The sequence below is a fragment of the Aquiflexum sp. genome, assembly GCF_977115555.1.
In genome coordinates this window covers 1-4889 of the sequence record NZ_CDSBKL010000321.1, presented here as the reverse complement: position 1 = coordinate 4889, position 4889 = coordinate 1, and the positions used below count along the sequence as shown (strand labels likewise).

The following is a 4889-nucleotide window of genomic DNA, read 5'->3' as shown; positions in this document are numbered from 1 at the left end:
ACCGTTTTCCAAATTTCAAATCTACTTGCCGAACCCGCCTTGATTTCTACAGAAATAGTTGGCAAAGGCAAACCCATCATTCTGATCCACGGCATGGCCTGTGCACCTGAAGTGTGGGATGAATTTGTGGAAAAATACCAAGATAAAAACGAACTCCATTTGGTAAGGATCAAAGGATTTGGAAACGCTGAAAAAGGAGAAGCTAACCACTACCTCGAGGAAGTCAAAAATGAATTGATCTCCTATGTCAGAGATAATAAATTGAATAAGCCTACAATAATAGGACATAGCATGGGGGGATTTTTGGGACTTTGGGCTGCAGCTGAAGCACCGGAACTTTTTGGGAAAATAGTATCTGTCGATGGTGTTCCTTATTTTCCGGTTTTGGTTATGCCCGGAATCACAGCAGAGACTGCCAAGGCAGTCTCCAATCAAATGACTTCCGCCATGTCAAATATGTCTCCTGAGGCCAAAAAAGCAAATCAGGAAATGATGATTGCATCCATGATTGCCACTGAAGAAAAGCGTCCTAAGGTAGTCGAAATGGGAATAAACAGCAATCCAACTGTAATAGGACAGGCTTATGGAGAAATGTACACCACCGATATCAGACCGTTGATGGGAAAAATAAAAGTCCCTGTCCTGATTTTTGGTTCATGGGCGGCATATGAAATGTATGGATCAACAAAAGAAACTGTAACGATTGGATACCAAGATCAAATCAAGGACATACCAAACTCCAAATTGCTTGTAGCAGAAAAAGCCTATCATTTTGTGTTTTATGACGAGCCGGATTGGTTCTATTCAGAGTTGGATGAATTTCTAAATTGATTTGCAAGTCAAAGAAAATTGGCCTTTACAATTAACTCTTTTCCACTTATATAAAAAAACAGGCGATTTAGGCAATTAACTTAACCAAAGCGCCTTTAGTCCGTTGTAAAGGCAGATAACAATGACCCAATAATTCCTACTGCTCATACGGAGAGTAAGGCTTTTCTTGAAGTTTAGTTGATACCTTCTGTCATTGTATATAAATAAGGGGGCCAAAAGCCCCTTTATTGTTTTTTAAATACCAGACAGGTACGGTTAGGAAGGTAGATTTGAAGTTGCTGGTTTTTACCTGTTTGATAAATTGGATCACCTTCAATCCTGTCAAATCCACCAAAAATTTTGTCATCGGAGTCCAATATTATTTTGTATTTGCCTTTACTTGGAACCTTAAATTCAAACCCAAAATAGGATTCCGAAACATGAAAGCAAAAAGCGAAAATCAGCCCTGCCCTTTCAAATACAAGGATTTTTTTGTCAGGATCAAGGTGAAGTTGATTTGCAGGAGGAGAAGCCAAAACCTGATAATCGGTGACCAATTTGACCATGGCTTTGTCCCATTCAAATAAATCATGGTACCTAAGGTGGTCGGTATCCACCAATGACCACTGCCTTCGGGCATATTGGTAGCTCCAGTCATTTCCTTTCCTTGGAAAATCTATCCACTCAGGATGTCCGAATTCATTTCCAATAAAATTAAGATAACCTTCACCGCCCAAGGCAATTGTAATCATCCGGATCATTTTATGCAATGCCACTCCCCTGTCCACCACTAGACTGGATTGTAATTTAGACATACTTGAATACATTTCTTTGTCCATCAGCCAAAAAGCGATAGACTTATCCCCTACCAATGCCTGATCGTGGGATTCAGCATAAGCTATCGTCTTCTCTATGGCAGGACGGTTGGTGAGTTCATGCCACATATTGAAAAGATCCCAATGCTCATCGGGTTGATGTTTCAAAGTTTTGATCCAAAAATCCGGAATACCCATCGCCAATCTATAGTCAAAACCTATTCCTCCCTCTTCTATTTTGCGGCAAAGACCGGGCATTCCAGTCACTTCTTCGGCAATTGAAATGGCATTATGAGAAAAATCATGAATCAGTTGATTGGCCAATTGAAGGTAAATCACAGCATCCAAATCCACCCCATCATCAAAGTATTTATTGAGATTATCAAAAGAAATATTGCCATGGTGAAGATAAATGATCGATGTTACACCATCCCACCTGAATCCGTCAAAATGGAATTCCTCAAGCCAATACCTTACATTGGAAAGCAGGAAATGTTTCACTTCCAACTTACCATAGTCAAACAGTTTTGAATCCCATCCCTCATGGTATCCCCTGCCACCAGGATGGAAGTATTGATGATCCGAACCGTCAAATTCATTGAGACCTTCAAACACATTCTTGACTGCATGGGAGTGAACAAGGTCCATAATGACAGATATCCCCATTTTGTGCGCTTTATTGATGAGGAATTTCAATTCCTCAGGTGTACCAAAGCGAGAAGTGGGGCAAAAGAAATTGGAAACGTGATACCCAAATGAGCCATAATAGGGATGCTCCATAATAGCCATCATCTGTATGGTATTGTAACCGGCAGCTTTTATCCTCGGAAGAATGTTTTCAGCGAATTCTAGATAGGTGCCAACACCTAGTTTTTCTTGGGCCATTCCGACATGACACTCATAGATCAGAGGTTGTTTCAGGTTGTCGGTAGGATCAAAACTTTGGTCTGTCCAGGTAAATTGTCTCTCAGGAAACCAAAGCTGACCTGTAAAATCATGGGTAGTTTCATCTTGGATTACCCTTCTTATAAAAGCAGGAATCCGGTCCAAAGCACCGTTTTCCCCCTCAATATGCACCTTAACTTTGCTTTGATGAACAAATGAATTTTTGTATTCTTCATAGGGTAAAAATATCTCCCAATCCCCTCTGTGGTCTTTTTTCATAGGGTGGCTATACCTGTTCCAATGGTTAAAATCTCCCATCAAGAACAGTTTGAAAGCTTTTGGGGCCCATTCACGGTACACCCAACCTTTTCTAAAAGTGTCAAAATGAATACCATAATATTCATGTGCCCTTGCAAATTCTAAAAGGCTGCCATAATCGTAATTTATGAATTGGATGGTGGCAAGATACCTTTCATAACGCTTTTGGATATCCTCTGCATGTGCCTCGAGCCAGGGAGAGTCCTTGATTATCTGTAAAATTTCAGGATTATTCACGAAAAACAGGTTTGTAATTTTCTAATTTAAATAATATTCGTTCGTCAAACCAATTGTCGGACCATTAAAAATAATAAGAGTATCCTCAATGTTATACCTTGGGCTTTAGGACACTTTATCGGATGAGGATACTAGTCCACAGACAATAATCCACAGTCCAAAATTTGATACTCCCCTGCCCTTGTTTACCTAGTTTAAAAGTAGAAAGGTGCTCAATATTGAAATATTGAAAACAGGACTAAGAGGAAAGATGACAGGATTTTATTGAATGAAGAAAAACACCATGGTAGCGGCTAAAGAATAGCCTAAAAGGAATGAAAAAAATATAGGAGCGCTTAATGAGAATTTACTATACTCCGGAAAATTTTTATGGTTATATACATGACTGATTTTCCTGAGGTATTTTTCCGGATAAATGGACAAAAAGAATAACCCATAAGTAATGGTTAAAAGGGCAAGAGAAAACAATGTGTCCATAAATTGCATTTTGAATGCACAAATATAACATTCAAATCAATTGAAGGAAAAAAATATTAAAATAACTTTACCTTAATGTTAAGATAATGTTACTTAATCGGGTTGTTTCAAAGACGATTCTCTTACTACCAAATTGGTTTTGAGTTCCAAGGTCGCTTGATTTTCCAAATCATGGTTTTGAATCAGTTCAATAAGAAGCTTGACTGACTTGATTCCCATATTATATCCATGTTGGTCAACAGAACTTAATCCAGGGCTAACTACTTCTGCAAGCTTCCAATTACTGAAACCCATCACCCCGACTTGTTCAGGGATAGTATATCCTGATTCCTTAAGATATTTGATCACGCCCAAAGCCACAAGGTCCGTAATACAGAAAATTGCATCAGGTGGGTTAGGACTTTCCATCAGTTCTTTGGCAAAATCATAACCTTCTTGTTCACTGATTGCAATGCAGGATTTAATCCAATTTGAGGAAGTTTGCATGTTGTTGTCAGTCAAAGCTTTGAAATACCCTTGAAATCTTTCGTTGGCATTTTTGACATTTTCTCTTCCACGAAGGTGTGCAATTCTCTTATATCCCTGTTTTATCAAATGACCCACCGCATTGTAAGCCCCTTCCAAATCATCAACAGTGACTTTTGGAGTATCTAGTTTGTCTGTGATTTTATCAAATTGAACTACCGGTTTTCCCTCCGAAATGAAATCCAATAAATGGTCTCCTTCTAAAGTTTCATTTGAAATCGAAATTAAAAGACCGTCAACACTTGAAGCCAGCATCGCACGGCAAGCAATTTTTTCATCATGAAGCAAATCATTTGACTGGCTAACCAATACATTGTAACCATATTTTTTTGCTTCATCTATGACACCACTAATGACAGTTGAAAAAAAATGGTGAACCAATTCCGGAACAATCAATCCGATATTGAATGTTCGGCTTTTTCTGAAATTCACTGCCAAAAAATTGGGGACATAATTGTGGGCTTCCGCATATTCTTTTACGGCCCTAATGGTATCTTTTGCTATATCGGGATGCTCTTTTAATGCCCGAGAAGCAGTAGAAACAGAAATTCCAAGTTCTTTGGCGATGTCTTTTAAAGTTAACTTTTTCTTCTCAGTCATTGGATAATTTGGGTATATACTAATATTAATGTCTTTGGAGAATAATTCCTACATCTTGATACTTGAATTAGTACCTTTTGTTTAATTACCCGCTAAAAAAGATAGATAAGAAATATTGGAAGGTTACCACTGCAAAAAAGAAAAAAAGGTAAGTGAATAAAAAAATAAGATATATACTATTGAAAATCAATAATATATATCCATAAATCTAAACTTATTTGA

At 38.0% G+C, this 4889-nt stretch carries 3 protein-coding genes; 1 reads left to right on the top strand and 2 read right to left on the bottom strand.

From position 1 onward, the window contains the following. Positions 1-831: alpha/beta fold hydrolase (locus ACZFYI_RS15765; protein WP_462525088.1), on the top strand; the 831-nt coding region annotated here is incomplete at its 5' end. Positions 832-1055: 224 nt separating this feature from the next. Here the strand turns inward: ACZFYI_RS15765 and ACZFYI_RS15760 are convergent. Both ACZFYI_RS15760 and ACZFYI_RS15755 read right to left on the bottom strand, forming a co-directional pair. Next, positions 1056-3065, bottom strand: coding sequence for an alpha amylase C-terminal domain-containing protein (locus ACZFYI_RS15760; protein ID WP_462525087.1), 2010 nt, complete (start codon positions 3063-3065; stop codon positions 1056-1058). A gap of 570 nt (positions 3066-3635) precedes the next feature. After that, entirely contained in the window at positions 3636-4667 is a 1032-nt protein-coding gene (locus ACZFYI_RS15755) for a LacI family DNA-binding transcriptional regulator (RefSeq protein ID WP_462525086.1), read from the bottom strand. Positions 4668-4889: the final 222 nt, after the last annotated feature.